Origin of the sequence: Sedimenticola selenatireducens DSM 17993 (assembly GCF_000428045.1) — a bacterium.
Lineage (GTDB): Bacteria > Pseudomonadota > Gammaproteobacteria > Chromatiales > Chromatiaceae > Sedimenticola > Sedimenticola selenatireducens.
Window position 1 is genome coordinate 55,329 of sequence record NZ_ATZE01000008.1, and the last position, 26,473, is coordinate 81,801.

At 57.2% G+C, this 26,473-nt stretch carries 22 protein-coding genes; 15 read left to right on the forward strand and 7 right to left on the reverse strand.

From position 1 onward, the window contains the following. Window positions 1–5: 5 nt before the first annotated feature. The gene (locus tag A3GO_RS0106845; RefSeq protein WP_037374833.1) at window positions 6–794 is read right to left on the reverse strand and encodes an ATP-binding cassette domain-containing protein; all 789 of its coding nucleotides are present in this window, start codon (window positions 792–794) and stop codon (window positions 6–8) included. A gap of 189 nt (window positions 795–983) precedes the next feature. Between A3GO_RS0106845 and A3GO_RS22885 the strand changes: the two genes are divergently transcribed. Then, a complete protein-coding gene (locus tag A3GO_RS22885; protein WP_037374835.1) occupies window positions 984–1,871 on the forward strand; it encodes a DMT family transporter in 888 nt (295 codons plus the stop codon). Window positions 1,872–1,885: 14 nt separating this feature from the next. Here A3GO_RS22885 and A3GO_RS0106855 read toward each other — a convergent pair whose 3' ends face one another. Further along, the gene (locus A3GO_RS0106855; protein WP_029132774.1) at window positions 1,886–2,818 is read right to left on the reverse strand and encodes a DMT family transporter; all 933 of its coding nucleotides are present in this window, start codon (window positions 2,816–2,818) and stop codon (window positions 1,886–1,888) included. A 177-nt stretch (window positions 2,819–2,995) separates the two neighbouring features. On the opposite strand from A3GO_RS0106855, the gene A3GO_RS0106860 reads away from it, so the two are divergent. Then, the gene (locus A3GO_RS0106860) at window positions 2,996–3,859 is read left to right on the forward strand and encodes a TIGR01777 family oxidoreductase (RefSeq protein ID WP_029132775.1); all 864 of its coding nucleotides are present in this window, start codon (window positions 2,996–2,998) and stop codon (window positions 3,857–3,859) included. A 77-nt stretch (window positions 3,860–3,936) separates the two neighbouring features. After that, a complete protein-coding gene (locus A3GO_RS0106865; protein WP_029132776.1) occupies window positions 3,937–4,899 on the forward strand; it encodes a YbgA family protein in 963 nt (320 codons plus the stop codon). A 66-nt stretch (window positions 4,900–4,965) separates the two neighbouring features. Here A3GO_RS0106865 and A3GO_RS0106870 read toward each other — a convergent pair whose 3' ends face one another. Next, the gene (locus tag A3GO_RS0106870; RefSeq protein WP_029132777.1) at window positions 4,966–5,898 is read right to left on the reverse strand and encodes a DMT family transporter; all 933 of its coding nucleotides are present in this window, start codon (window positions 5,896–5,898) and stop codon (window positions 4,966–4,968) included. A gap of 47 nt (window positions 5,899–5,945) precedes the next feature. Continuing rightward, window positions 5,946–6,563, reverse strand: a complete 618-nt coding sequence (locus A3GO_RS0106875; protein WP_029132778.1) for a LysE family translocator — start codon at window positions 6,561–6,563, stop codon at window positions 5,946–5,948. A gap of 233 nt (window positions 6,564–6,796) precedes the next feature. Here A3GO_RS0106875 and A3GO_RS0106880 point away from each other — a divergent pair, with 233 nt between their 5' ends. From A3GO_RS0106880 to A3GO_RS0106890, 3 genes are all read left to right on the forward strand, one after another. Then, window positions 6,797–8,029: an MFS transporter gene (locus A3GO_RS0106880; RefSeq protein WP_029132779.1), complete on the forward strand. Its 1,233-nt coding sequence runs from the start codon at window positions 6,797–6,799 to the stop codon at window positions 8,027–8,029. A 170-nt stretch (window positions 8,030–8,199) separates the two neighbouring features. Then, entirely contained in the window at window positions 8,200–10,377 is a 2,178-nt protein-coding gene (locus A3GO_RS0106885; protein WP_029132780.1) for a malate synthase G, read from the forward strand. Between the two features lie 379 nt (window positions 10,378–10,756). Then, complete coding sequence (locus A3GO_RS0106890) at window positions 10,757–11,347, forward strand: PEP-CTERM sorting domain-containing protein (protein WP_084609870.1); 591 nt, start codon at window positions 10,757–10,759, stop codon at window positions 11,345–11,347. 471 nt (window positions 11,348–11,818) lie between these two features. On the opposite strand, the gene pckA is transcribed toward A3GO_RS0106890, so the two are convergent. After that, window positions 11,819–13,444, reverse strand: coding sequence for a phosphoenolpyruvate carboxykinase (ATP) (gene pckA, locus A3GO_RS0106900; RefSeq protein WP_029132782.1), 1,626 nt, complete (start codon window positions 13,442–13,444; stop codon window positions 11,819–11,821). Window positions 13,445–13,967: 523 nt separating this feature from the next. On the opposite strand from pckA, the gene A3GO_RS22890 reads away from it, so the two are divergent. The 3 genes from A3GO_RS22890 (at window position 13,968) to A3GO_RS22895 (ending at window position 16,421) form a co-directional block, all read left to right on the forward strand. Continuing rightward, on the forward strand, window positions 13,968–14,552 hold the full coding sequence (locus A3GO_RS22890; RefSeq protein WP_037374837.1) for an RBBP9/YdeN family alpha/beta hydrolase: 585 nt from the start codon (window positions 13,968–13,970) through the stop codon (window positions 14,550–14,552). Window positions 14,553–14,945: 393 nt separating this feature from the next. Next, a complete protein-coding gene (locus A3GO_RS0106910; RefSeq protein ID WP_029132783.1) occupies window positions 14,946–15,527 on the forward strand; it encodes a beta-class carbonic anhydrase in 582 nt (193 codons plus the stop codon). Window positions 15,528–15,746: 219 nt separating this feature from the next. Beyond that, window positions 15,747–16,421, forward strand: a complete 675-nt coding sequence (locus A3GO_RS22895) for a VOC family protein (protein ID WP_037374866.1) — start codon at window positions 15,747–15,749, stop codon at window positions 16,419–16,421. A gap of 63 nt (window positions 16,422–16,484) precedes the next feature. Here A3GO_RS22895 and cfa read toward each other — a convergent pair whose 3' ends face one another. Beyond that, entirely contained in the window at window positions 16,485–17,681 is a 1,197-nt protein-coding gene (gene cfa / locus A3GO_RS0106920) for a cyclopropane fatty acyl phospholipid synthase (protein WP_051301914.1), read from the reverse strand. Window positions 17,682–17,966: 285 nt separating this feature from the next. Between cfa and A3GO_RS0106925 the strand changes: the two genes are divergently transcribed. The 6 genes from A3GO_RS0106925 (at window position 17,967) to A3GO_RS25245 (ending at window position 23,535) form a co-directional block, all read left to right on the forward strand. Further along, a complete protein-coding gene (locus A3GO_RS0106925) occupies window positions 17,967–19,277 on the forward strand; it encodes an NTP/NDP exchange transporter (RefSeq protein ID WP_029132785.1) in 1,311 nt (436 codons plus the stop codon). A gap of 20 nt (window positions 19,278–19,297) precedes the next feature. Continuing rightward, window positions 19,298–20,206: an aldo/keto reductase gene (locus A3GO_RS0106930; RefSeq protein WP_394707544.1), complete on the forward strand. Its 909-nt coding sequence runs from the start codon at window positions 19,298–19,300 to the stop codon at window positions 20,204–20,206. A gap of 110 nt (window positions 20,207–20,316) precedes the next feature. Beyond that, window positions 20,317–20,967, forward strand: coding sequence for a class I SAM-dependent methyltransferase (locus A3GO_RS0106935; RefSeq protein ID WP_029132787.1), 651 nt, complete (start codon window positions 20,317–20,319; stop codon window positions 20,965–20,967). Between the two features lie 172 nt (window positions 20,968–21,139). Next, window positions 21,140–22,249: a methyl-accepting chemotaxis protein gene (locus A3GO_RS26685; protein ID WP_029132788.1), complete on the forward strand. Its 1,110-nt coding sequence runs from the start codon at window positions 21,140–21,142 to the stop codon at window positions 22,247–22,249. A gap of 9 nt (window positions 22,250–22,258) precedes the next feature. Continuing rightward, entirely contained in the window at window positions 22,259–22,744 is a 486-nt protein-coding gene (locus tag A3GO_RS0106945) for a hypothetical protein (RefSeq protein WP_029132789.1), read from the forward strand. Further along, window positions 22,741–23,535, forward strand: a complete 795-nt coding sequence (locus tag A3GO_RS25245) for an EAL domain-containing protein (RefSeq protein WP_051301915.1) — start codon at window positions 22,741–22,743, stop codon at window positions 23,533–23,535. The genes A3GO_RS0106945 and A3GO_RS25245 overlap by 4 nt, the downstream gene beginning before the upstream one ends. Window positions 23,536–23,539: 4 nt before the next feature. Here A3GO_RS25245 and A3GO_RS22905 read toward each other — a convergent pair whose 3' ends face one another. After that, complete coding sequence (locus tag A3GO_RS22905; protein ID WP_157606747.1) at window positions 23,540–26,410, reverse strand: sensor domain-containing protein; 2,871 nt, start codon at window positions 26,408–26,410, stop codon at window positions 23,540–23,542. Window positions 26,411–26,473: the final 63 nt, after the last annotated feature.

Consider the following 26,473-nt stretch of genomic DNA (forward strand, 5'->3'; position numbering starts at 1 on the left):
AATCTTCAGAGATGACTTGTGAGAAATTGACGGCAACGTTCCGATTCCGGGTTGTTGAATACCTGGCCGGGGGTGCCCTGCTCTTCGATCTGACCCTGGTGTAAAAACAGGACTTTTGAAGAGACCTCCCGGGCGAACCCCATCTCATGGGTTACCACCAGCATGGTGCGCCCCTCTTCGGCCAACTGGCGCATGACCCGCAACACTTCCCCGACCATTTCCGGGTCCAGTGCGGATGTGGGTTCATCAAACAACATCAATTCCGGCTCCACGGCCAGTGCCCGTGCAATCGCCGCCCGCTGCTGCTGACCACCGGAGAGCTGTGCCGGGTAGTCGTTCAGTTTATTTCCGATGCCGACCTTCTCCAGCATCGCAATGGCCCGCTCCCTGGCTTCCTTTTTCGGCACCTTAAGGACGTGCACCGGGGCCTCCATGACGTTTTCCAGCACGCTCATGTGACTCCAGAGATTGAAGTTCTGAAATACCATCCCCAGACGTGAACGGATACGATCGACCTGTCTCGGATCCGAAGCCAGCGGCTCACCACGGCGGTTCCGGGTCATCTGAATCAGCTCACCATGAATGTAGACCGAGCCGGCATCGGGTATTTCCAGAAGGTTTATACACCGAAGGAGCGTGCTTTTTCCGGAACCGCTGGAGCCGATCAGCGAGATCACATCACCCTCGTCAGCAGACAGCGTGATGCCCTTGAGAACTTCCAGACTGGAAAAACGCTTGTGGAGATCCTTGACCACCATAACAGGGTCATTATTACCAGCTGTCACATCAGGCATCAACAAGTCCGGGGTCTGGTTAACGGTAATTACTCAGTATCACTGGATGACACGGATACAACTTGTGAGCAGTCATGCAGATCCACTTCGCCGGGATTATAGAACAAAGCCACTATAAACTGTAGAATTGTTGCTACTGTAAGCATCTGCCAGGCAGACTGCTCACCACTGCTTTCGCGAGTCCTCCTGATGAAATCAAATACCTGGCAAGCCGATGGCCTGCTGCTGGTCACCGCTATTATCTGGGGACTGGCCTTTGTAGCCCAGCGCGCCGGCATGGAACACATCGGCCCGTTTGTATTTAACACGGCCCGCTTCGCGCTTGGTTGCCTGTCACTATTGCCACTGGTCTGGTTGCGCAGGCCGGATCGTCATCAACCCTTGCTTCCCCTGCTGGGCGGCAGCCTGGCCGCGGGCATACTGCTGTTTGGCGGCTCATCACTGCAACAGATCGGACTCATCTACACTACGGCCGGCAACGCCGGATTTATCACCGGCCTCTATATTGTTCTGGTACCGATCATCGCACTGTTTTGGAGACAAAAAACAGCACCCTATACCTGGTTCGGCGCCACTCTTGCGGTTATCGGATTATTCATTCTGAGCATGACAGACGACCTGACACTGGCTTTTGGAGATCTGTTGGAACTGATCGGGGCCCTGTTCTGGGCGGGGCATGTCCTGTTGATCGGCTGGCTGTGCCGTCGGATCGATGCCATTCGTCTGGCGCTGGGGCAATTTCTAGTCTGCACCCTGCTCAGCCTTGGCTCGGCACTGATCTGGGAACGGTTTGAAATAGAGGCCATCACAACCGTCTGGATTCCCATCGCCTATGCCGGTGTTCTGTCAGTGGGTGTCGCCTATACCCTGCAGGTGGTGGCGCAACGCCATGCACCGGCGGCCCATGCCGCCATTATCCTCAGCCTGGAATCGGTTTTTGCAGCGCTGGGAGGCTGGCTTCTGCTGGACGAATCCCTGGGGCCGCGTGGACTGCTGGGCTGCGCGATCATGCTGGTGGGTATGTTGATATCCCAACTGCCGGCGATGCACAGAAAGCCCCCTCCGGAAGCGGTGTAAACAGGAAGCCGGAGTCAGGGATGCTCCTCCGTCGGGTCGATGCGGCGCGGTGAAACCAGGCGCAGCAGCAACCGTTTCGGCATAATGATCAGCACATTCCCCGCCAACACCAGGGCCACGCCGCCGGCCGCCACCAGGTTCCAGTGATAGTTTTCAAACAGCGTCGAGATACCCAGTGCCACCAGGGGGAACAGCACCGTGGCATAGGCGGCCTTTTCCGGGCCGATCCGTCCCAGCAGGGTAAGATAGCTGCCGAAGGCGAGTACGGAACCGAACAGGGCCAGGTAGAGCAGCGAAAGGTTATAGGGGATCGACCAATCGTAGGTGAGCCCCACCCCTTGAAACGCGGCATACAGAAACAGAATCAGCGCTCCATAGGCCATGCCGAAGGCGTTGCTCTGAATTACCGGTAGGCGCTGCTGCTGGTTTCTGGCCGAAATCATGTTGCCCAATGAGGCGATAAAGGTCCCCAGCAGACTAAGAAGCAGCCCCTTCAGGGCGCCACTATTGTGCTGCAGATTGGCAACCTCCGGCCAGAACACCAGGGTGATTCCAATCAGTCCGATGAGGGCACCGACCACCATCGAGGCGTCTATCGGTTTGCGGAAGAACAACGCGCTATTGAGGATATTCATCAGCACAATGGTGGAGAAGATCACAGCGATCAGACCACTGGTCAGTTCCGCCGTGGCCCAGTAGAAAATCACGTAGTTGAGGCAGAACAACATGAATCCCTGCAGCGCCATCCAGAGGTGTTCTCGCCGGTCAAAACGGAGCGGCAGCCCGCGTACCCAGCACCAGACAAAGAGGATCAGTGCCGCCAGGGCAAAGCGGTAGGCCACCGAAAGCTCTGCCGGAACCGTGCCCAGCTGAAACTTGATGGCATACCAGGTGGAGCCCCAGATGAAGACGGCGGCGAAATAGAGACTGACGGAGTGTGTGAGCATGATTGGGCGTAGCTTCGCGCGTGCTGATAAAGGTTGACTTATACGCGTCTGCGGCAGATTAATAAAATGGATTTTGCCATGGCTATTACCGCAACGCGTCCGGCCGGATCAAAGCCGTCTGCGCTGGGCTATGCTTAAAGCAGACTGACAGAGATATCCCTGTTATCAGGAACCGCCATGAAAATCGCCATCACCGGAGCCACCGGTTTTATCGGCAGCCACCTCTGCCGGGCACTCAACCGTGAAGATCATCAGCTGGTCCAACTGGGACGCGCCGACGTTCGCGCAGACAGCGCACGATTGGCCAGTCAACTCCAGAACTGCGATGCGGTAATCAATCTGGCGGGGGAAAATATCAGTCGCCGCTGGAGCGAAAAGTACATGCAGGCGCTGTATGACAGCCGTGTGCTCACCACCCGCGCACTGGTGGAAGCGATGACCCGGATGGAGCAGCGTCCGGGGCTGTTCATTTCCACCTCCGCCATGGGCGCTTTTGACAGCAAGGGACGCTACAAGGAATCCGATGCACCCAATGCCGGCGGCTTTTTCGGCCGGCTTACCCGCGACTGGGAGCAGGCCGCCCGGCAGGCGGAAGCCGTTGGTGTTCGCACCCTGATCTTCCGTTTGAGCCTGGTACTGGGTCGGGATGGCGGCATGATGAAACAGCTGCTGCTGCCATTTAGACTGGGCCTGGGCGGCCCGATCGGCGATGGCAGCCAGCCATTTTCATGGATACACATCGATGATCTGATTCGCGCCTACAGCTATGCGCTGTCGCATCCGGAGATGACCGGCATCTATCACCTCAGCGCGCCTGATTCCACCACCAATCTGCGGTTCGCCCGCGCACTCGGCCAGCAACTGCACCGTCCCGTCCTGCTCCCCGTGCCTCTGTTTGCCCTGAAGCTGCTCTTTGGCAAAGGTGCCGAAGCCCTGGCGTCGGGACAGTACCTGATCGCGGAACGTCTGCCCGAGGCGGGATTCCATTTTCAATATGATACCCTGCCCAAGGCGCTGGCGAAGATCACCAGCGCCCCATAATATAAAGTTCGCCAGTAAGATGGGGCAAAGCGCTGCGTGCCTATTAAATATTAAAGTAGAGGAGCCAATCCCCCTTCATGACAGATAAACCTTTCAGCCCGGTCACCATCGGCATCAGCAGTTGCCTGCTGGGGGAGAATGTACGCTATGACGGCGGCCACAAACGGGACCGTTTCATCACCGGTGAGCTCTCAAAATACATGCGATTTATTCCGGTCTGCCCAGAGATGGGCAGCGGCATGCCAACGCCCCGCCCTCCCATCCGACTGGTGGGCGACCCGGACAATCCCCGTGCCGTCGGCGTGGACAATCCGGACGTGGATGTGACTCGTCAGCTCCGGACATACTCGACAAAAGCGCTCGCCAACCTGGACGGCATCAGCGGCTACATACTGAAGAAGGACTCACCCAGCTGCGGCATGAAACGGGTCAAGGTGTATCCGGAACAGGGCGGTAGTGCCCAGCGTCGGGGTTCCGGCATCTTTGCCCACACGCTGATGAGCCATCTGCCTAACCTGCCGGTGGAGGATGAAGGCCGCCTCAACGACCCGGTGTTGCGGGAGAATTTCATCAACCGGGTATTCGTCTATCACCACTGGCAGCAGCTCACCGACGAAGGGCTGACGCCGGCCCGGCTGATCGACTTCCATGCCCGGCATAAATACCTGGTGATGGCCCACTCCCAGGCGGCTTACAAACGCATGGGGCGGTTGTTGTCGAATGTACCGAAAAATGCACTGAGGCGTATCAGCCAGGACTACTTCAGCGAGCTGATGAGCGCGCTACAGCGGCCGGTCAACCGCAAGGGTCACACCAATGTACTGCAACACATCATGGGTTACCTGAAGCGCAACATCGACACTCATGACAAGCAGGAACTGGGGGAGAGCATTGAGCGCTACCGGCAGGGCGAGATACCGCTGGTGGTGCCAATCACCCTGTTCCGGCACTATTTCCGGCTGCATCCCGATCCTTACATCTCCCGCCAGGTCTATCTGCAGCCTCATCCACAGAAGCTGGGGCTTCGAAATCAACTTTGAACAGATGGCAATCACAGCGCATCGTTGTGGAGATGCGCACGGAGCGCGGACCTTACACAATCGCGACTAGAGCTTTTCCTCAACTCCCGCTGGTAATTCTGTCCTGCCGGGCTGCGGCCGGTTCACCAGATAGATCCCCAGTCCGACAAACAGCAGCGCCACCAGCAACACCAGGGAGAGCGGTTCATCCAGTATCCAGTGCCCCGCCAGCACGCCGAACAGGGGGGTCAGAAAGGTGAAGGCGGAAAGGCGTCCGGCCGGATAGTGCCTGACCAACCAGAACCAGGCCAGATAGGTGACAAAGGCAACCCAGACTGCCTGGAACAGCAGGCTGCCCAGAATCAACGGAGTCATTTGTGTAATACCCGGCTCATCCACGACCCAGGCGGCACCCAACAGCAGGATGGCGGAAACACCGAGTTGATAGAGCAGAACCTTGCTCGGCGCCAGACTGCGCAGCACCGAAGCCTTGATTACCACCGTGGTTGATCCCCAGAGGATTGCGGCCGCCACCAGCATGCTGTCACCGATCAGCATCTCCCTTGATGGAAAGGTGAATGATTCACCAAAGGCCAGCAGGATTCCGGCAAAGGCCCCCATCAGGCCGATCACCTGAACCCAGCGCAGCCGCTCACCCTCGACAAAATAGTGGGCGCCAATCGCCACGACAAAGGGTGAGAGATAGAGAAAAATCACGGCCCGCGAGGCGTTGGTAAACTCCAGTCCCCAGAAGATCAGCAGAAACTCGCCACCAAACAACAGTCCGGCCAGCACACCCCACCCGGCGGAGCCGTCCCGTTGCAGGATCGGGATACGGCGCAGCCACATCCAGGCCAGCAGCAGGACCGTTGCACCCAACGAACGGATACCGGCCTGAAAAAACGGCGATACACCGACGCCAGCCAGCTTGACCGCCACTTGTTGCAGTCCCCAACTGGCGCAGAGTACCAGCAGAATGGCCATCGCCAGCAAGTCAAGATGGGTCTTGCGATCAGGCATGCATCAAGCTCCGGTTTTGAATGGAGATTGGTTGACGAAAGGGTGGATCAGTGACGCAAACCAAGATAGGTGCCGGCCGCCATCATAATGGAACCGGCCACTCGGTTGAGACCACGCATGGCCCTCTCGGAACGAAACTTTCTACGTGCCCAGGAGGCGGAGACTGCGATCAGCATCAGGCCCAGCATCAGTCCGACCAGGGCGATCAGCGACACGAGCACAATATCCTGCGCAGTTAACACGGACAGATCCATAAAGGTCGGTAGAAAAGCGATGTAGAACAGAATCACCTTCGGGTTGGAGGCGGAGATCAGAAAGCCCTGGATGAAACTCTTGAGCTGATCGCTCGATTTCAGGGTTGCGGCTTCCGTTGCCAGAGCGGGGCGGGCACGCCACATCTGCCAACCGAGATAGAGCAGATAAGCGGCACCCAGTATGCGTATCACGGTAAACAGCCCGCCCCAGTGTTCGGCGATGGCCGCCAGACCATAGCAGGCAAATACCAGGTAGATGATGTCGCTGATCGCCATCCCCAGTGACAGCGTGACGCAGGCTCCCGCACCTTCGGTCATGGCGCGTGCCAGAATGGCAAACACCCCCGGGCCCGGGGTGATGGAGAAGATGAAGATGGCCACAAAAAAAGCCAGAGCACTTTCCGCCGACATGATTTTTTTACCGCTACCCCAGCAACTTGACTTGCCGAATCATAACCCATTTGCTTGGCCAGAACAGTCGCCAAAATGACAATCTACTCAGCGCCACAGCTGCGTATTACTGACGCCTGATCCGACACTGGCATTTTCAGTTGCAGATGAAATTAACCCTCGCCGGGCTCTGTTATTTATTCCGACTGGATCATGTACTATGTCGAATCCGTCGATCCCGAAAGGCATCCACCATGCGCGATCTCACTCCAGGCCCGAATACGCACAGCTGGCGCACACCGCTACTGGTCATCGTCGCCGGCTGCCTGATCGCCATGATCGGCTTCGGCATCCGCTCGGTATTCGGTCTGTTTCTGGAGCCAATGACCCTGGCCCACGGCTGGAGCCGGGAGACCTTCGCCATCGCCATGGCGATCCAGAACCTGCTCTGGGGCATCGGTGTGCCGGTAGCCGGGGCGATGGCCGACCGCTACGGCCCGATGAGAGTGCTCTCCTTCGGCGCCCTGCTCTACGGCATCGGCGTCTGGGGCATGGCCACCACCGGCAGCACTATGGGGCTGCATCTGTTTGGTGGCGTGCTGACCGGGCTCGGTATCGCCTTCTCTGCCTTCTCCATCGCCCTGGCCGCCATGGCCAAGGTGGTGGGACCGGAACGGCGCACCCTGGTGCTGGGACTCGGCACCGCCGCCGGATCATTGGGACAGGTGGTCTTCTCCCCGCTCGGCCAGCAGTTCATTGCCGCCTTTGGCTGGCAGTCGGCCCTGCTGATCCTGGCCGCCACGGCGCTGTTGATTATTCCACTGGCCCTGGCACTGCCCGACAGCCATACCCATCAGGGTGAACCGGCGTTCGATCAGTCGCTCGGCGAGGCACTGCGGGAAGCGGCGGGACACCGCGGGTTCGTGTTGCTCACCACCGGTTTCTTCGTCTGCGGCTTTCATGTCGCCTTCATCACGGTCCACTTCCCCTCCTACGTGAAGGATCTGGGGCTGGCACCGGAGGTGGGCGCCTATGCGCTGGCCCTTATCGGCCTGTTCAATATCGCCGGCTCTTTTATCTCCGGTGCTGTCGGCACCCGTTGGAGCAAGAAAGGCGGGCTCGCGTTCATCTACTTCAGCCGGGCGATTGTCATCACCGCGATGCTGCTGGCGCCAAAAACCGCCCTGACCATCTATTTGTTCGCCGCCGCCATGGGCATACTCTGGCTCTCCACCGTCCCTCTTACCTCCGGCATCGTGGCCCAGGTGTTCGGCGTGCGCTACATGGCCACCCTGTTCGGCATTGTCTTCTTCAGCCACCAGGTGGGCAGTTTCCTCGGTGTCTGGCTCGGTGGGCGTCTGTATGACACCACGGGTACCTACAACGCGGTGTGGTGGGCCGGCGTGGTACTGGGACTGCTGGCGGCCATTATCCATCTGCCGATCAACGAACGCCCACTGGCCCGGCTGGCGCCAGAGAGTAACTGAAAATAATTCCATATTTTCATGGGGTACATTCCATACACGATTTTGATAGACTGATTATTTACCGTTATCTCCTGAACCGGCGAATTTGTTTACAAAATACAGTGTGGCCACTCCGCACTGCGGGCATGAGTGACGGCATCCGTATTGATTAACTGCAACAAGGGCATTACATGACAGCACGCACACAGATCGGCGGCCTGCAAATCGCCAACGTGATCAAAGAGTTAGTAGAGAACAAGATCGCACCGGAAAGCGGTGTCAGCAGCGCAACCTTCTGGAGTGAACTGGAGAAGATTGTTAACGACCTGACCCCGAAAAACCGTGCCCTGCTGGCCAGGCGCGAGGAACTGCAGGCCCGGATCGACCAATGGCATCGGCAGCGGGCTGGCCAACCTCTGGATGCCGCGGCCTACAAGGCGTTTCTGATCGAAATCGGCTATCTGCTCCCGGAAGTCGCCGACTTCACTATCGAGACCGAAAATGTCGATCCGGAAATCGCCCAGATGGCCGGTCCCCAGTTGGTGGTGCCCATCAACAACGCACGCTATGCCCTGAATGCCACCAACGCCCGCTGGGGCAGCCTGTACGATGCCCTCTACGGCACCGATGCTATCGATCAGAGCGGCGACCTGGCAATTACCGCCGGCTACAATCCAACCCGCGGCGCCAAGGTGATCGAAACCGCACGCAATCTGCTGGATGAGGTGGTACCACTGGTGAGTGGCAGCCACAAGGACGCCACTGAATACCAGATCATTACCGGAAAACTGTCGGTGACCCTGAGTGATGACAGCCGTACCGGGCTGGCCCAGCCGGAAAAGCTGGTGGGCTTCAACGGTGACGCCGAGGCGCCCAGCGCCATCCTGCTGAAAAACAATGGTCTGCATATCGAGATCCAGATCGATCGTCAATCCATGATCGGCATGGAGGATGCCGCAGGCATCAAGGACCTGGTCCTGGAAGCGGCCATCACCACCATCCAGGACTGTGAGGATTCGGTCACCGCCGTGGATGCGGAAGACAAGGCCGTGGTCTACCGCAACATGCTGGGCCTGTTCATGGGAGACCTGACTGCCGAAATGGAGAAGGGCGGCAAGACGATCACCCGTCACCTGAATCCGGACCGCACCTATACCACCCCGGCTGGCGGCAGTCTGACCCTGCCGGGTCGCAGCCTGCTGTTCATCCGCAATGTCGGCCACCTGATGACCAACGAGGCGATCCTCGACCGCAACGGCGACGAGATCCCCGAAGGCATCCTGGACGGCATGATGACCGCATTGATCGCACTGCATGACCTGAAGGGCAACGGCAAATACCGCAATAGTCGCAGCGGTAGTATCTACATCGTGAAGCCGAAAATGCACGGACCGGAAGAGGTCGCCTTTACCTGCGAGCTGTTCAGCCGCATTGAGGATGCCCTGGGACTGTCACGCAACACCATGAAGGTCGGCATCATGGATGAGGAGCGTCGCACCACGGTCAACCTGAAAGCCTGCATCCAGGCGGCCAAAGAACGAGTGGTGTTCATCAACACCGGCTTCCTGGATCGCACCGGTGATGAGATCCACACCAGCATGGAGGCCGGCCCGGTGGCGCGCAAGGAAGCAATGAAACAGCTCCCCTGGATCAAGGCCTACGAGGACTGGAACGTGGACAACGGTCTGCGCTGCGGCCTGCGCGGCAAGGCGCAGATCGGCAAGGGTATGTGGCCCATCCCCGACCAGATGGCCAGCATGCTGCAGGCCAAGATCGCCCATCCCATGGCCGGCGCCAACACCGCCTGGGTCCCCTCGCCTACTGCCGCCACCCTGCACGCCATCCACTATCACAAGGTGAACGTGGCGGAGCGCCAGAATGAACTGGCGAAGCGTAAAATGGCCAGCCTGGATGAGATCCTGGATATTCCGCTGATGGGGGATCAAACCTACAGCGCCGAGGAGATCCAGCAAGAGCTGGACAACAACTCCCAGGGTATCCTCGGTTACGTCGTGCGCTGGATCGACCAGGGCGTGGGCTGCTCCAAGGTGCCCGACATCAACGACGTCGGCCTGATGGAGGACCGCGCCACCCTGCGCATCTCCAGCCAGCACATCGCCAACTGGCTGCGCCACGGCATCTGCTCGAAAGAGCAGGTGATGGAGACCCTGAAACGCATGGCCGCCGTGGTGGACCGGCAGAATGCCGGTGATCCGAACTACCGCAACATGGCACCCGATTTTGACGGTGTCGCCTTTGCCGCCGCCTGTGATCTGGTGTTCAAGGGTTGCGAACAGCCCAGCGGCTACACCGAGCCGGTACTGCACGCACGGCGGCGAGAGGCCAAGACGAAGTACGGTCAGCGCTAAACGACCCGACTGACCTTCGTCAGTCGTGAGAAGGTACACCGGTGTATGTCTTGGGCTGCACCGGTGTTGTTCGTTGCTTGATCGCCCGCCAAACACTTTTCAGTAGAATTGATCTGACTTACGTTGATTTTCAACAGACCGCGCCTTCGCCTGTCTTGCTCCTGGAAAGTGTCACAAGATTTTACAGCCGAGTCGATTCACGCTTGTGCCGATTGCACAAAACACCATATAACACTTTGTTTATTAAAAAGTTAATACCAACTAAAAATAAATGGCACATTAATTGCTTAACTGCTGTGTTAGTGTAGTGGTTTAAGGAATCTTCATTAGCCGCAAGCACAATAATAACTTTCTAACTCAAGCAAGGAAGATCAAAACCATGAAAAAAACGCTCCTCTTAGCTGCGGCTACAGCACTCTCAATGACTTCGTTTGCGTCACACGCTCTCCTGATCACACAGACACAGGCCCTGACTGCCGATGGTCAGGACATGATTTTCAACTTCAACGCACTGCCGGCAACCAGCGGCCCCGGGATCATCTCTATTGCTCCCGCGCAGGGCCAGGGTACGTTGGGTCTCGATCTCAGCGGCGCCTTCCCAGCAGAGGATGAAAATTTTGAGGTCATCTTTGATGGCCTGTCACAGGGCTTCTACAGCTGCGGTGGACCTTCCAACAACGGCTCAACTCCCATTGCCGGTGCTGTGGACAATTCGGGCAACTTCAACAACTGCGATTTTTCACTGCCATTCAACCTGAGCCAAGTCGCAATGGAGACCCTTCTTATTGACAACAGCATATCCGTCGGCGTGCTGTTTGGTGATGACGTATCGACCTTCGGCGATGGGGATCTGGTCACCGTTTCGATTAGTTACGAATCAGTCCCGGTCCCGGCCACTCTGGCACTAATAGGTCTTGGCCTCGTGGGTATGGGTTACCAGAAACGGCGTCGCAGCAATCTTTCCGCATAAAGCGGGAGAACGATAGATCAACTGACAAGACAACCCACCAGGGAGAATCCTGACCGGTTGTCTTGTCAGGCGGCATCCGCACGCTAAAGGGTGAACAAATCCGTAACTCAGATACTGCCTTGTGATCAGTACCGAACACGGATAGAACTCGCCTGCCCCCTAAACCCCAGGAGCAATCGGGGAAACATCAACAGGCTGTTCGCGCAGTATCGGCGGATGGCAGGCTCCGGGCAGCGGCCCGTACTGAAGAAGTGGCTGCATATGCATTCTCCCTATCCGGCCGAGCCACAAGCGCAACCGGCCTCTTTCGGGATCGGGAAATCGGTGCAAACAGAACCCCTGGATAAAGATGCCAGCCCCCAACCGCCGTGAGGCACACATCAAAATACCCAACGATTATCCGGCGATCCCTAGCCATAGTGGCAACGAGTGCGGATAGACAATGCCCGTCTCCACCTGCGTATCCTCGAATCAGTCGATCTGCGGACCGGCAGCCACCAGGCGTTTGCCCTCGGCGGTATCGGTATAGCGGCCGAAGTTTTCGGCGAACAGGTAGGCAAGATCCTGTGCCTTGCGGTTCCACTCCTCCACATCACTGTAGGTTTTGCGGGGATCCAGAATGCCGCTATCACAGCCGGGGAGTTCGGTCGGCACTTGCAGATTGAACACAGGGATGGTTTTGCTCGCTGCATGCTCAATCGAGCCATCCAGAATCGCATCGATAATGACGCGAGTGTCCTTGATGGAGATGCGCTTGCCGGAACCGTTCCAGCCGGTATTCACCAGATAGGCGGTCGCTCCCACCGCCTGCATGCGCTTGACCAGCTCCCTGGCGTACTTGGTGGGGTGCAGTTTCAGGAAGGCCGCACCAAAACAGGCGGAGAAAGTCGGGGTCGGCTCTGTAATGCCGCGCTCGGTACCCGCCAGTTTGGCGGTGAATCCCGACAGGAAGTGATATTCGGTCTGATCCGGGGTCAACCTGGAGACCGGGGGCAGCACACCGAAGGCATCAGCGGTCAGGAAGATCACCTTCTTGGCATGGCCCGCCTTGGAGACCGGTTTGACAATATTCTCGATGTGATAGATCGGGTAACTGACCCGGGTATTCTCGGTCCTTGAGCCGTCGCTGAAATCGATCTTGCCGCTCTCATCGACAGTGACATTCTCCAGCAGGGCATCGCGCTTGATGGCATGGTAGATGTCCGGTTCGTTCTCCTCGCTCAGGTTGATGGTCTTGGCATAACAGCCACCCTCGAAGTTGAAGATGCCGTCATCATCCCAGCCGTGTTCATCGTCACCGATTAACGCCCTTTTCGGGTCGGCCGACAGGGTGGTCTTGCCGGTTCCGGAGAGACCGAAGAAGATGGCCACATCTCCCTTCTCACCCACATTGGCGGAACAGTGCATGGAGGCGATACCACGCAGCGGCAGCAGGAAGTTCATCACCGAGAACATACCCTTTTTCATCTCGCCGCCGTACCAGGTACCCCCGATCAGCTGCATCTTTTCGGTCATATTGAAGGCTACAAAGTTCTCGCTGTTGAGACCCTGACGTTCCCAATTGGGATTGGTTGTCTTGGCTCCATTCAGCACCACGAAATCAGGTTTGAAGTTCTTTAGCTCCTCCTCGCTGGGGCGGATGAACATGTTCTTCACGAAATGCGCTTGCCACGCCACCTCGGTAATAATGCGTACACCAAGTCGGGTATTCACATTGGCCCCGCAGAAGGCATCCACCACGAATAACCGCTTGTTCGAGAGTTGCTTGGTCACCAGGGTCTTCAACTCCCCCCAGGTCTCCTGCGAGAGCATCTTATTGTCATTCTTGCCCTGATGTGACCACCAGAGGACATCGCCAGTCATGGCGTCACTGACGATGTACTTGTCTTTCGGAGAACGACCGGTAAAGATTCCTGTATTGACGTTTACAGCACCCAGTTCGGTAACCACACCCCGCTCGTACCCTTCGAGGTCCGGACGCGTCTCCTCCTCGAACAACAGCTCATAGGAGGGGTTGTGCACGATCTCCGCCACGTCGGTGATGCCGTACTGACTGAGATCCACTTTGACTGAAAGGTCGCTGGTCGCCATATCCATACTATCTCCTGAAGCTATATCTTAATATTGGGAAATCGGGTACATATTCCACGTGGAGTTGCAGCACCCCACTGCACTGAAGCTCCCGCTGTCGCAAGTACCCCAATCGAGCTGCTGAAGCATCCACCCGTCAACTTGCGTTACAGTTGTTAATGTATAAATCACTGTTAATACAATCAGATAAAACTCACCACCACGCTGAACCTCAGTTACCTGGATGTTTCATTCAGTTCCGGCCCCTAATTTCGGTACCACTTAAACAAGAATAGCCGCTCCTTCCACCCTTGCCGGGTGACGGGAATGTCTCATCTGTTAGTGCAGGACTGGCTGGCCTTAATAGAAAGTAAAACTCTAATAATAAATTATGCTTATAAGGGCATTATGTTACAGGCTTGTACTCAGAACAAGACTTGAACCGTCATAACAGAATAGACTGGCGACATAGCCAACCATTCTTTTCCGTCATTTCCCGGCGGCCTATACTCGGTACACACCTTGAACGGCTTTGTGATCCAACCCAACCATGACAACTGACAGCACTATTCACCACATTATTGTTCCCGGCTATGGCAACTCCGGCGCAGAGCACTGGCAGACCTGCTGGCAACGGCGACTACCCAACAGCCGCCGCACCCAACCCGCCAGCTGGGACTTCCCCGAGCATGATGACTGGATCGCCGCGCTGGACCGGGAAATCACCGCCACCGAGGGACCGATTATCCTAATCGCCCACAGCCTGGGCACCATCACCGTGGCTGAATGGGCCAGTGAACACCCCGGTGACAGGATCATCGGCGCCCTGCTGGTCGCCATCCCCGACGTCCAGCGACCCGATCTCCCGGATGCCATCCAGGGCTTCGCCAACCCAAGACTCAGCCCGCTGCCTTTCCCTTCCATCGCAGTTTTAAGCAGCAACGACCCCTATTCCGCCCTGAAACGCGGACGATTGTTCGCCGAGCAGCTCGGCGCTCGTATAGAAACCCTCGGCGACTACGGCCACATCAATCACGAATCAGGACTGGGTGAATGGGAAGAGGGTCTGAAGTGGCTGGATGAGCTGGGTGCGACGGCAGCCCGACATCACCCTGTACAGGCGACCGCCGACTAAACCAAACCTTCGGCGACAGAGTTGTATGTCTCCTTTGTACCGGCTAGTCGGACAGCAATTTCCACACCTCATCAAGATCTATTTCAGATAACGCCTTGCAGACAACCCGACCCGCACCCGTTGCCTTTCTCAATTCCCGCCGAAACTCCCTTCACCACCCGGCGTCAATTGTTCCTATACTGATGGTTGTTGGTACTGACCTTCCATTTCCCACGATCATGGAGTGGAACCAGTTCACTAACGACCTATATATACGAACCATACAAAGGGGCCGGCAAGTTGGACGTTGGCATTCAGCCAGTTGCAGCCTGCCCCGGGTTGGCCTTCAGGTTCCGGATACCACCGCTGGGGAACCTGACGGAACAGGATGCGGTTAACCGGAGGAGCGGGAAAATGAGTAAAACCGTTAAAGAGGTGATATCAGCTAATGCTGCTTATGTCGCGAACTTTGGCGACAAGGGAGAGTTGCCCATGCCGCCCGGGCGTAAGTTTGCCATATTGACTTGTATGGATGCCCGGCTGGACCCGGCAAAATATGCCGGCCTGTCCGAGGGCGATGCCCATGTCATCCGTAACGCAGGCGGCAGGGCCAGCGATGATGCGATTCGCTCCCTGGTGATCTCCTATAAACTGCTTGGGACCCGGGAGTGGTTTGTCATCCACCACACTGACTGCGGTATGGAGACATTTACCAATGAGATCATGGGGGATCTGCTGTCACGCAGCCTGAAATCCGCCAGCATCGATGCGAGCGGCTGGCATGACAGCAATGCGGGCGGCGGAACCACCGATGGCAAGTACATCAACTGGCTGACTATCAGTGACAATGCAAAGAGCGTGGTGGAGGATGTACAGCGTATCAGGAGCAGCCCCATGGTACCCTCGGATATCCCGATCTACGGTTATATCTACGATTGCAAAACCGGAAAATTGATGGAAGTCCCTGAGGCAACCACTGCGGGCAAGGCCAGTTAAGGCCCCCTCCTTTATTATGCCCCTGCGGAAAGTTGCTCGGTTCTTCCGGCAGCTTTCCGCAACTGTTGAATCCGGTCAACCGGGCGATACCACAATGGTAATAAAACAAGGCGTCATTGCCAGGGTTTTGTTAAGGGTGGATATTCTGACCGGGATGGATACCTGCAGCGCGCGAAGCATGATCAATGATGAATGCAAGAAACGGCATTGGGACAGCTCATGGGCACGCGAATAGACCATCTCGTCATAGGTGCGTCGAATCTTGAACAGGGAGCCGCCTATGTTAAAGAACAGTTGGGCGTTGATATCCCCTACGGCGGTGCACACGATACGATGGGCACCCACAATCACCTGATGCGGCTTGGCGATGAACTGTTTCTCGAAGTCATTGCCTTAAATCCCAACAGGGAACCGCCGAACAGACCCCGCTGGTACGATCTGGATGACCCCCATGTCCGACAGTCGCTGTATAACCGCCCCGCCTTGTTGTCCTGGGTCGTCAATACGGAAAATATCAACAAGTTGCTGCAGAAAACCCGGGGTGCGTTTGGCGAGGCCACCTTAATCAGCCGAGGCAAACTGAGCTGGTATTTTGGACTGCCGGACGACGGACGTCTTCTGGCGGGTGGAATGTTACCCTACATTATTGATTGGCAGGTCGATTCACACCCGGCCAAACAGATGGCGGATGCGGGGTGCCGGTTTCAGGGCCTGGATATCTATCACCCTTATCCGGCATGGCTGGATTCTATTCTGGAGTCCATCGGCGCCGCGGATCTGGCACGAATACATCCACTCCCCAAAAACAGCCAGGCGTTTCTGGAAGCCCATATTGAAACACCCTCCGGCCCACGTGTATTGAGAAGCCACGCTGGATTCTGGAGTACGGAATAAACTCGGCGGTCACTTCGCGGAACAGACTCTGTCATGTACAAACTGATAAAGCCCTGCTGCCCCTCAACGCAGTGAACGATAGGTTGCGGGACGCTTGCGCTTGGTGAGAACCAGTTGCCACAGGTGCCCCTGACGGGAGCGGAAAAAACCGGCACAACTGTGCAGATAGTATTTCCACATGCGGTAAAAACAGGCGTCATAGCGCGCCCTCAACGACGGCCAGGCGGCATCAAATCGTTTCCACCACGCCATCAGGGTGCGATCATAGTCCCCGCCAAAATTATGCCAATCCTCCAGCACGAAGTACGGTTGGAAGGCCGTAGCAAGACGTTGCGGCGACGGAATTTTTCCATTCGGGAAAATGTACTTGTCGATCCAGGGATCGGTGACGGTGCTGTCAGCGTGCTCGCCGATGGTGTGTAGCAGAAAAATACCCTGGTCATTGAGCACGCGGTTGATGGTTTCGAAATAGGCCGTGTAATTCTTCGGTCCAACATGCTCGAACATACCAACCGATACCACCCGGTCATAGCATCCCTTGAGATCCCGGTAATCCATCAGTTCAAGACGCACCGGCAGGCCACGGCAGCGTTCCCGCGCCAGGATCAACTGCTCGCGGGAGACGGTGATGCCGTCAACCGTCACACCGTAATGTTCAGCAGCATGCCGGGCCAAACCACCCCAACCAAAGCCGACATCCAACAGGCGCAATCCGGGTCGCAGATTCAGTTTGCGACAGATGAGGTCCAGTTTGGCCCGTTGCGCCTGTTGCAGATTATCCGCCCGGGCCCAGTAACCGCAGCTATAGCTCATGGTTGGATCAAGCATGGCGGTATAAACATCATTGCCGATATCATAATGCCGCTCACCAACCTGGAATGCGCGTCGGCGTGACTGACGGTTGAACAGGATATTCTTCAGCAGGGCCGAGAGCCAGCGTAGCCGGGTGCGACGGTTGACCCGCTGCTCCACATCCCTCGAGAGCAACCGGCTGATGGTTTCATCGAGTCGTTGCGAAGTCCACAGACCTTCGACAAAGGTTTCACCGAACCCCAGTGATCCCTGCATCAAAATCCGCCGGTAGACCGATGGGTGGAACACCTGGATATCCCACGGCCGGTTACCGTTGAAGCGTACATCGGCCTCGGCAGCCAGATCACGCAGAACTCGGGGTGGTGAGGGGCGTTGTTCCGTATTCCCGCCATTATTGAACCAGTGAGCCGATGACCCGCCGGAAATAAGATCTCCTATCTCAACCATTGGCCTCCTCCCAATACGATCCACACAGGGATCGATACAGAATCGGAATAGAATTCAGCACTGCTGATTACAAATATAGCCGATTCAAGCGAGGACAATAGTCGTCTGCGGGGGCTGCCTTTCTCCCCCCGCCAGATCAGCACCGGGGCGCCGGCAACCACCGACACGAAACATGCCTTGATCCACCAATAGTGTCCGATTGCTTGGGCACCGGCTATAGTTAGAAAAATCGGCAGACCGGTCGGATTACCCAATCCCTCTCAACCCTTCCCGCAAGGAGCGGAAATGTCCCGAAATCAATCACGCATCCACAGCCTGTTGCTCAGATCCGTTCAGGTCGAACCGGCTGAAGTAACGGCGCTGTTATGGTCATTCAGCTACTTCTTTGCCCTGCTGTGCAGTTACTACATCGTCCGACCGATGCGCGATGAGATGGGCATACTGGGTGGTGTGGAGAACTTGCAGTGGTTATTTACCGGCACGCTTATCGCCATGACAGCAGCGGTCCCGCTGTTTGGTTGGGTCAGTTCCCGCTTTCCCCGTCGCCGCTTTCTACCTTACGTCTACGGCTTTTTCATTCTGGTGATGCTGCTGTTCTATCTATTGATGGATGAGCATCGGGCTACTCCCTATGTGGCACGGGCCTTTTTTATCTGGGCCAGCGTGTTCAATCTGTTCGTGGTCTCCGTTTTCTGGAGTTTCATGACAGACATCTACGCCAATAACCAAGCACGCCGTCTGTTCGGATTCATTGCCGCTGGCGGCACTCTGGGAGCACTGACCGGCCCAGCCCTGACCACACTGCTGGTACAGCCGCTGGGGGCAAGAAACCTGCTGCTGGTTTCCGCCCTTCTGCTCTCCTGGGCCATTTTCTGCATTGCCAGGCTGTCGAACTGGTCGGCGGACAACCCAACCAATCACGACACACCCGTCACAGCAGCCGAAAACCAGTCACTGGGCGGTGGCATCTGGGCCGGCATCACTTTGGTTGCGCGTTCGCCCTATCTGCTGGGGATCTGCCTGTTGATGCTGCTGTTCACCACATTGGCGACCTTCCTCTATCTGATGCAGGCACAGATTGTACGGGACGCGTTTGCCGATTCAGCGCAACGCACCGCAGTATTTGCCGCGATCGATCTGACAGTCAATGGACTGACGCTGCTACTGCAACTGTTCCTTACCAGCAGGCTGATTAAATGGTTCGGACTGGCCATGGTACTGGCCATTGTGCCACTCCTGCTCAGCGCCGGATTCACCCTCCTTGGCATCGCGCCGGTACTGACAGTCCTACTGGTGGTACAAGTGATCCGACGCGCCGGTAATTACGCCATCATGCGTCCGGCCCGGGAAATGCTCTACGTCGTATTGACCAGGGAGGAGAAGTACAAGGCGAAGAATCTGATCGACACGGTGGTTTATCGAACCGGCGACGCTGTGAGCGCCTGGATCTATGCCGGCATGCGCGGCCTCGGCATGAACCTCGCCGGAATTGCCATGATCGCGATACCGCTGGCGCTTGTCTGGGCCGGGATCGCTTTTTCCCTGGGGCGGCAACAGGTGAAGCTGGCCGAAGCCCCTTGTCCTGAAGAGGTATAGAAATGCCACAACTATCCAGCATGAATCGGCGCCGGTTTATCCAGGCCGCCACCAGCCTGACCGCTGCCCTGCTCCTGCCCGGCACAACAGCGGCACAGCCACAAACAATCCGCAAGGCCATCCCCTCAAGCGGTGAGCTGTTACCGGTAATCGGCCTGGGGACTTCGCGCACCTTCGAGGCCGGAGGCAGCAGCGCACTTCTCATGCAGTTACAGGAGGTTATGCAGGCCTTTTTTGACATGGGGGGTGGCATGATCGACTCATCGCCCATGTATGGCTCGGCCCAGCGGGTGATCGGCCAACTACTGCCCAGGATGACGGGTGACAGGAATCTGTTTGCCGCCACCAAGGTGTGGACCGATGGCCGCGACAGCGGCATCCGGCAGATGGAGGATTCCCGGCAACAGTGGGGTATTCAGCGCTTCGATCTGATGCAGATCCACAACCTGGTGGACTGGGAGACCCACCTGGAGACCCTGCAGCAGATGAAGGCGGATGGGGCCATTCGCTATCTCGGCATCACCACCTCGCACGGCCGTTATCACAGCGCACTGCAGGATATCCTGCAGCGACACAGCTTTGATTTTGTGCAACTCACCTACAATCTGGGAAACCGGGAAGCCGAGTCACGGCTGCTGCCCATTGCCCGGGAGCGGGGTATTGCAGTAATTGCCAATCGTCCATTTCAGCGCGGCAGCCTGTTTCGCCGGGTAAAGGGTAAACCGCTCCCCGCTTGGGCGGCCGAGTTCGACTGCGCCAGCTGGGGGCAATTCTTCCTGAAGTTTACTGTCTCCCATCCCACGATCACCTGCGCCATACCGGCCACCACCAAGTTGAAACACCTGCAGGACAATATGTTGGCCGGGCGGGGCCGGCTGCCCAGTGCCGAGCAGCGCAAGCAGATGATCGACTACTTTGAATCAATCTGACAGCGGCGGATAATTTAGCTAAACCGCTGGAATACCTGTACAGTGCAGGCTCCTCATACGTCGAATAGCCTTGGTTAATCGTGCGTCTTAACCGAACCCGGCGATTTCCCATGACCCCGATGCGCGTACGCTACCAGACCATAGAGTTTGGTGACCTTGATATCCACCTGCGCACCTTGCGCGACCGGCAACAGTTCCTCGATGTTGACGGGGCAGCGGAAAAGCTGGGCATCTCCTCCGCCCTGTGGCCTCTATTCGGCGTGGTCTGGGACTCCAGTGAGGTGCTCGCACACCATATGCTTGATTACCAGATTGGCGGCAAACGGATTCTTGAAGTGGGTTGCGGCATTGCATTGGCCAGCCTGGTACTGAACCACCGACAGGCGGATATCACCGCCACCGACTATCACCCGGAAGCGGAAAATTTTCTGGCGGAAAATGTCCTGTTGAACGAGGGAAACAAGATCCCTTTTGTGCGTACCGCCTGGGAAGATGCGGAGAGCGACCTGGGCGAATTTGACCTGCTCATCGGCAGTGATCTGCTGTATGAACGCACTCATGCCGAGCTGTTGTCCGGTTTCATTGATCAGCATGCCAAGACACATTGCGAAGTAGTACTGGTTGATCCGGGACGTGGCAATCACGCGCGCTTCAGCAGACAGATGGTGAGTTTGGGCTACACTCACCGCCAGGATAAACCGGAAAACTCCGACTATCTATCACGACCGTTTCGCGGTCAGATTCTGAGTTATAGCCGCTAGCTGCAGCCCCGGGCAGATCCAACCCAGCACGCGCTTCAGACACTCCACACCAACAGGATTACGGCCGTCTTGCGGCGGTACCTGGATGCGTGGGATTTATAAGTTGCATTTTATATGCACATTAAATTAGGATAACCACAACAACAACGAGCTATTAATGGAGGAGTGGTCCATGAGCATTTTCGCGCCCCTTATGTCACGTATGAGCAGACAGGTCCCGTCTCCTGCACAGCGACTGGAAGATCAACTGGAACTGCTGCGTGACGAACTGGAACTCAGCCGCAATCAGTCCCGCGAGCAACAGCAGCTGGCCGAGGAGCGGGAACTCGCCCTGTGTAAGGAGCGGGAGACCAGGGCCTACTATGAGTCGGAACTCCAGTCACTCTCCCTGCGCATGCGCAGGATGCGCAAATCCTTCGAGTGGCTGGATGAAAACCTGCTTAAAAGCAGCTCTGCCATCGGGGAAGCGGTCATTGTCTCACGCGGCGCCAAGGAGCGAATTGAACAGCTGGCCACCGAACTGACCGGTCTGACGCAGTTACAGGGACAACAGCTCTCCACCTTCGAGGGCCTGTTCGGTGAGATCCGCCAGATCTCCACTATCGTTGGTAATATCAGCAAAATAGCCGAGCAGACCAATCTGCTCTCCCTGAACGCCGCCATCGAAGCCGCCCGGGCGGGTGAGCATGGTCGGGGCTTTACCATTGTCGCGGGCGAAGTGCGCACCCTCTCCTCAACCACCGGTGCCTCGGCCAAGCAGGCCGATGGCTTCCTTAAAGGGCTGGCCGCCACCTCGACAGAACTGGGTGAGATCAACCGTACATTGTCGACCAACGTGGACGGCATCGCCCGGGGTACCGTCAACACCCTGGACGACCTGGGCGCCCAGCTGGAGCGGATCAGCGCCACCCAGGCCGACCTGGAGAGCGCCAACTGGCGCTCCAAGCTGGAGTTGGCGATGATCGACGAGACCTTCCTGCGCAACGATATCATTACCTATGTCAACCACCCCACCGGGGAGAGCCTTTCCAACATTCCCTCCTCCCGGGAGTGTGGTATCGGCAAGTGGTACTATGCGGATGAGATCCGGCAACGGTTTCGCGGAGACAGGCTGTTCATCGCCCTGGAAGAGCCGCACGACCGGGTTCATGAGCATGCGGAACACGCCGTGACACTAACCGATCAGGGCGATCATAAAGGCGCCCAGGAACAGATCAGTCTGATGGAGTCACAATATCTGACGGTCGAAAGAATCCTGCTTGAGCTGGTCTCGAACAGCTAGGTGGTGAACATGGAACGTCCACTGGTTTGTCAACACCTCACCGCCTCACTGACCGGTCCCGAACACCTGGCGGATTGGTCCCGGGTGCTGTTGCGGCATCATCGGGATATTCAGACAGAGATTGAACAGATTGTTCAATTACTGAAACATCCACGCTGTCATCTGCACCGGATAGAGGCACGCCTGAGGCGTTTAAGTCGTGCCGTACTGATGCACCTGGAGCTGGAGGCCTGTTTTCTCGATCCCGCGGTACGGGAGGTTTCCGGCTCCGATGGAGAGAAACTGCAGGGTCTGCGCGCCGGCTATGAGAGCCTGCGAAAGGCGGTCATGGCAACTGCCGATTTCCTGCAGCGGGAGAAACTGAGCCACCCCGCCCTGACACTCAGCGCTGAACAGCAGGATGCCATCACCCACTTGATGAACGAAATCCATGCCCGGCTGGAGGCCGAGGACCGGGATTACCAGCAGTTTCGCGAGGGTTGGACATGCACATGAAATTACGCCTGGGCGAACAAGACCTGGTACTCAACTGGCACCAGCAGGGGCTGGTCGCCGGCGCCCTGAACGGACTGTATGGCCGGGAAATCCTGACCCGGGCCTATTGCGCCGAGTCGGATGCGCCGGTATCACCGCAGGTACTCTTCTCCCTGCTGAAGATGCAACCGCAACGCCTGCTGGAACTGACCGTCCGGCAGATTCAGGACGTGATCGCACTGGATAGTCAGTGGCGGTTCGATGGGTCGCTCTGGTTCAATCTGGCCGGAGAGCTGTTGAAAGATGACCGCCTGTTTGGGTCACTTCTGGAATCCACCCTGCAAGCGTTGCCGCCAGCCCGGCGGCGGCGCATCGTGCTGGAGGTGGCGGAAGATGTAGTCGACAGCTCATTGATTCTGGAGCGGGTACACACCCTGCGCCGCCAGGGATTTCTCGTAGCGATGGATGATTTCGGCGCTGGCTACTCCAACCTGGGACGCTTGCACGAGGGGGGATTCGATATCATCAAGCTCGACCTCGGGTTGATACGGGACGTGCCAGAGCGGATCTGGGCAGCCAATTTCTATCGTGAAGTGGTGGATCTGGCCGCCTCCAGCGGCAGCCTGGTGGTGGCCGAGGGGATCGAGCATCAAACCCAGTCGGACTTCGTCCGCTGGGCCGGCGTGGATATCATTCAGGGCTTTCTCTACTCCCGGCCACAACCGTTGCTGAGTGAACCCAACGGTGGACTGCCCCATCCAGTCGGTTCTCCCCGGCAGCAGGAAGCGGCTGCCCTGTTGATGTGCAGTTAACGCACTAGCCTTCGGGGATTTCGGTTGTTGCAGGGCCGATCGCCGGTTGAATTGTGCCGGCCCACTGCTCGAACAGCTCCGGTGCCACCGGCCGCTGGAACAGATAGCCCTGTCCCAAGCGACACCCCTCTTGCAGGAGAAACTGGCGCTGCTGCTCAGTCTCCACCCCTTCGGCAATGACCTCCAGCTGCAGACTGATTCCCAGTGCAATAACCGCCCGGGTGATGGCCATGTCATCGGAATCATCCGGGATATCCCGGACGAAGGATTGATCGATCTTCAACTGCTCAATCGGCAGGCGTTTGAGATTGGCCAGCGAAGAGTAGCCGGTACCGAAATCATCCATCGCCAACCGCACCCCCAGGGCACGCAGCCCCTCCAGCACCGCTATCGCCTGATCAAAGTCCTCCATGATCACGCTCTCGGTCACTTCCAGTTCCAGGCAGTGCGACGGCAGGCCGGTCTCCCGCAGCACCTGCCCCACCAGGCGCACCAGATCGCCCCGCTGTATCTGGGGTGTGGCGATGTTCACCGATATGCGGCCAAACGCCAGCCCCTGTTCCAGCCATTTTTTCGCCTGGCGACAAGCCGTGTGGAGAACCCACTCGCCAATCGGCAGGATCAGTCCGTTCTCTTCCGCCAGCGGGATAAACCTGTCGGGTGGAATCAACCCCATCTCCGGTTGCTGCCAGCGTAGCAGCGCTTCAGCACCGATCAGCTTTCCACTCTCCATATCCAGTTGCGGCTGATAGTGGAGTAGCAGTTCATCGAGTTCCAGCGCCTTGCGCAGCTTGCTCTCCAGCAACACCCGCTGCACCGCCTGCGCGGTCATCTCTTCCGTATAGAAGGCAAAACCATTACGCCCGGCCTCCTTGGCGCGATACATGGCCGTGTCGGCGTTACGCAGCAGCGAACCGCAATCACTGCCATCCCGCGGATAGATGCTGATACCGATACTGGGGGAGATAAACACCTCCCGCTCATGCAATTGGAAAGGCGATGCGAAGTTTTCGAGAATCTTCTCCGCGGCCACTACCACGTGGGTTGGTTCGCCAACGCTTTCCAGCAGGACAATAAATTCATCACCGCCAATGCGTGCGACGGTATCTTCCTCACGCATGCAGGCTGTCAGGCGGCCGGCAACCTGACGCAACAGTTCATCCCCCACCACATGTCCAAAACTGTCGTTGATATGCTTGAATCTATCGAGATCGATAAACAGCAGTGCCAGCCGTTGGTTGCTGCGTCTGGACTGCTCCAGCGCATGACTGAGTCGCGCATTGAACAGCAGCCGGTTGGGTAATTCTGTCAACGGATCATGGTGCGCCAGTCGTTCCAGTTGCTCCTCCGACTGCTTGAGATTGGTGATATCCGAGAACAGGGCCACGTAGTGGGTCACGCTGCCTTGGTCGTCACTGATACTGCTGATGGTCAATTGGGCCGGATAGATATTACCGTCCTTGCGCCGATTCCAGATCTCGCCGCGCCACTGACCCCGTCTGGTGATTGAACTCCACATGGCCCGATAAAAATCCGCATCGTGCCGTTCGGATTTCCACAGCCGTGGATTGGCTCCCAGCACCTCCTCTCGGGTGTATCCGGTAATCTCGCTGAAGGCTTTATTGACATCAAGAATCCGTCCTTTAATATCGGTAATGAACATCCCTTCCGAGATATTTTCAAAAACAGCCGCCGATTGCCTTAACCGCTGCTCCGCCCGTTTTTTCTCCGTGATATCGGTGGAGATGCCGCAGACGCCATAAATCTGACCATTTCCGTCCCGAACTGGAAACTTGATGGAGATGTAGGTGTGCATGCCATCATCCTGGGGAACCTGCTCCTCCACCTGCAATGGATGCCCGTGCTCCTGCACCTGCAGATCATTGGCCCGAAGCGCCTCGGCCTGCGCGCTGGGGAACAGATCAGAATCAAGTTTGCCAACCACTTCTTGCCCATCGAGATGAAACAGCGTCTCATACAGGTTGTTAATCATCAGATAGCGGCCATCCAGGTCTTTCAGATAGACTACCGCCGGCGCATTCGCCAGAATCGCCTGCAAACGCTGCTCGCTCAGGGTGAGTGCCTGCTGGGCTTCCATTTGGCTGGTGACGTCCTGAATCATACCCAGCGAACGCAACGGCCTGCCGTCCTCAGCGTAGACCGTGTCGCAGTGTTCCTGGACATACTTGATGCGTCCATCCGACAGTAACAGTCGGTGCACGATGTCGTAGGGTTCGCGCCGCTTTACCGACTGACGATAAGCCTCCCCGACCGCCTCCCGATCTTCGGGGTGAATGGCGGCTTCAAAGCTTGCGTAGCTGGGCTGAAAGGTCGCCGCATCAACTTCAAAAATACGATACACTTCATCGGACCACCAAAGCGTGTCACTGGTCAGGTCCAGTTCCCAGTTGCCGCTGTTGGATAGGCGCTGTACCTCGGTAAGGCGTTTTTTAAACTGGCGAAGCTCGGTTTCATCTCTTTTTCTATCCGTGATATCCCGGCCTATGCCTAGTACACCAACCAGGCTGCCCTCGTTGTCATACATCGGCGTTTTGATGGTTTCCAGCAACTCCTGGTGGCCGTCATTGGCATAGGTGACCCACTCTTCATATACCCAGGGACCACCCGACTCGATGGCCAACCTATCCTGCTGAGAAAAAAAATCAGCCTGGTCCGGTGCGACCAGCTCATGATCAGTCTTGCCAACAATCTCCGATTCATCTGCCCCAATCAGGCTTTCAAACCGGGGATTGCAGGCCAGATAGATCCCCTGGGGGCTCTTCAGCCATACCAGGTCCGGTATGGTTTCAATCAGGGTACGCATCAAGGCACGACTCTCATCCAGTCGGGCACGGGATTGCTGTTGTACAGTCACGCTGTTCCCCTTGACTTCACCGACAGGTCACGCCCGTATCCTCGGCGCGGACACGGGTACGCC

What these genes read in the sequence shown, in the direction of transcription:
- A3GO_RS22890 (WP_037374837.1), top strand. Translation starts at nt 13,968, where the DNA reads ATGACAACTGACAGCACTATTCACCACATTATTGTTCCCGGCTATGGC.
- A3GO_RS0106865 (WP_029132776.1), top strand. Translation starts at nt 3,937, where the DNA reads ATGACAGATAAACCTTTCAGCCCGGTCACCATCGGCATCAGCAGTTGC.
- A3GO_RS0106855 (WP_029132774.1), bottom strand. Translation starts at nt 2,818, where the DNA reads ATGCTCACACACTCCGTCAGTCTCTATTTCGCCGCCGTCTTCATCTGG.
- A3GO_RS0106945 (WP_029132789.1), top strand. Translation starts at nt 22,259, where the DNA reads ATGGAACGTCCACTGGTTTGTCAACACCTCACCGCCTCACTGACCGGT.
- A3GO_RS25245 (WP_051301915.1), top strand. Translation starts at nt 22,741, where the DNA reads ATGAAATTACGCCTGGGCGAACAAGACCTGGTACTCAACTGGCACCAG.
- A3GO_RS0106935 (WP_029132787.1), top strand. Translation starts at nt 20,317, where the DNA reads ATGACCCCGATGCGCGTACGCTACCAGACCATAGAGTTTGGTGACCTT.
- A3GO_RS0106875 (WP_029132778.1), bottom strand. Translation starts at nt 6,563, where the DNA reads ATGTCGGCGGAAAGTGCTCTGGCTTTTTTTGTGGCCATCTTCATCTTC.
- A3GO_RS0106845 (WP_037374833.1), bottom strand. Translation starts at nt 794, where the DNA reads ATGCCTGATGTGACAGCTGGTAATAATGACCCTGTTATGGTGGTCAAG.
- A3GO_RS0106890 (WP_084609870.1), top strand. Translation starts at nt 10,757, where the DNA reads ATGAAAAAAACGCTCCTCTTAGCTGCGGCTACAGCACTCTCAATGACT.
- A3GO_RS0106860 (WP_029132775.1), top strand. Translation starts at nt 2,996, where the DNA reads ATGAAAATCGCCATCACCGGAGCCACCGGTTTTATCGGCAGCCACCTC.
- A3GO_RS0106870 (WP_029132777.1), bottom strand. Translation starts at nt 5,898, where the DNA reads ATGCCTGATCGCAAGACCCATCTTGACTTGCTGGCGATGGCCATTCTG.
- pckA (WP_029132782.1), bottom strand. Translation starts at nt 13,444, where the DNA reads ATGGATATGGCGACCAGCGACCTTTCAGTCAAAGTGGATCTCAGTCAG.
- A3GO_RS22895 (WP_037374866.1), top strand. Translation starts at nt 15,747, where the DNA reads ATGGGCACGCGAATAGACCATCTCGTCATAGGTGCGTCGAATCTTGAA.
- A3GO_RS26685 (WP_029132788.1), top strand. Translation starts at nt 21,140, where the DNA reads ATGAGCATTTTCGCGCCCCTTATGTCACGTATGAGCAGACAGGTCCCG.
- A3GO_RS22885 (WP_037374835.1), top strand. Translation starts at nt 984, where the DNA reads ATGAAATCAAATACCTGGCAAGCCGATGGCCTGCTGCTGGTCACCGCT.
- cfa (WP_051301914.1), bottom strand. Translation starts at nt 17,681, where the DNA reads ATGGTTGAGATAGGAGATCTTATTTCCGGCGGGTCATCGGCTCACTGG.
- A3GO_RS0106910 (WP_029132783.1), top strand. Translation starts at nt 14,946, where the DNA reads ATGAGTAAAACCGTTAAAGAGGTGATATCAGCTAATGCTGCTTATGTC.
- A3GO_RS0106930 (WP_394707544.1), top strand. Translation starts at nt 19,298, where the DNA reads ATGAATCGGCGCCGGTTTATCCAGGCCGCCACCAGCCTGACCGCTGCC.
- A3GO_RS0106885 (WP_029132780.1), top strand. Translation starts at nt 8,200, where the DNA reads ATGACAGCACGCACACAGATCGGCGGCCTGCAAATCGCCAACGTGATC.
- A3GO_RS0106880 (WP_029132779.1), top strand. Translation starts at nt 6,797, where the DNA reads ATGCGCGATCTCACTCCAGGCCCGAATACGCACAGCTGGCGCACACCG.
- A3GO_RS0106925 (WP_029132785.1), top strand. Translation starts at nt 17,967, where the DNA reads ATGTCCCGAAATCAATCACGCATCCACAGCCTGTTGCTCAGATCCGTT.